This is a genomic window from Aerococcus sp. L_32 (assembly GCF_050689315.1).
This window is the reverse complement of record NZ_JBOEQF010001309.1, coordinates 1-507: the sequence shown is the minus strand read 5'-3', so window position 1 is coordinate 507 and position 507 is coordinate 1. Positions and strand designations below refer to the sequence as shown.

Annotated in this window: 2 pseudogenes; both read left to right on the top strand. The window is 40.0% G+C overall.

Going from position 1 to position 507, the window contains the following annotated elements:
• A pseudogene (locus ACRCJ0_RS19505) lies at positions 1-159 on the top strand (peptide chain release factor 1); the annotation flags it as partial.
• A pseudogene (locus ACRCJ0_RS19500) lies at positions 152-507 on the top strand (peptide chain release factor N(5)-glutamine methyltransferase); the annotation flags it as partial. The pseudogenes ACRCJ0_RS19505 and ACRCJ0_RS19500, both read left to right, overlap by 8 nt.

The following is a 507-nucleotide window of genomic DNA, read 5'->3' as shown; positions in this document are numbered from 1 at the left end:
ATCCGTACATACAACTATCCTCAAAATCGTGTGACTGATCACCGAATTGGTTTAACTATTCAAAAATTAGACCGTATCATGACCGGCGAATTGGATGAAATCGTTGACGCTTTATTATTAGCCGATCAAGCCAATAAGTTAGAGGAGTTAAATGATTAATCAAACGTATCTAGAGGTCCAGGTTTGGGCCTCTTCTTTTTTAGAAGAAAATAACCAAGACGCTGAAATTGCTTATCATCTCTTGCTTGATTTAGCCGATTTTTCAGTGTCAGATTGGGCCCTTAAACGTAAGGACATCATGCCCATTAACCTGAAAGAAGCCTATCAGGCGGCTATTGAGAAGGTGGCTAAAGAAAACTATCCTTGGCAGTATATTGTCGGGAAAGCTTGGTTTTACGGTGAAACTTTCAAGGTTTCACCAGCTACCTTAATCCCAAGACAGGAAACGGAAGATTTGGTGTCTTATGTGGCCGATTTAATCAAAAAAGAACATATCGCGCAAGATGC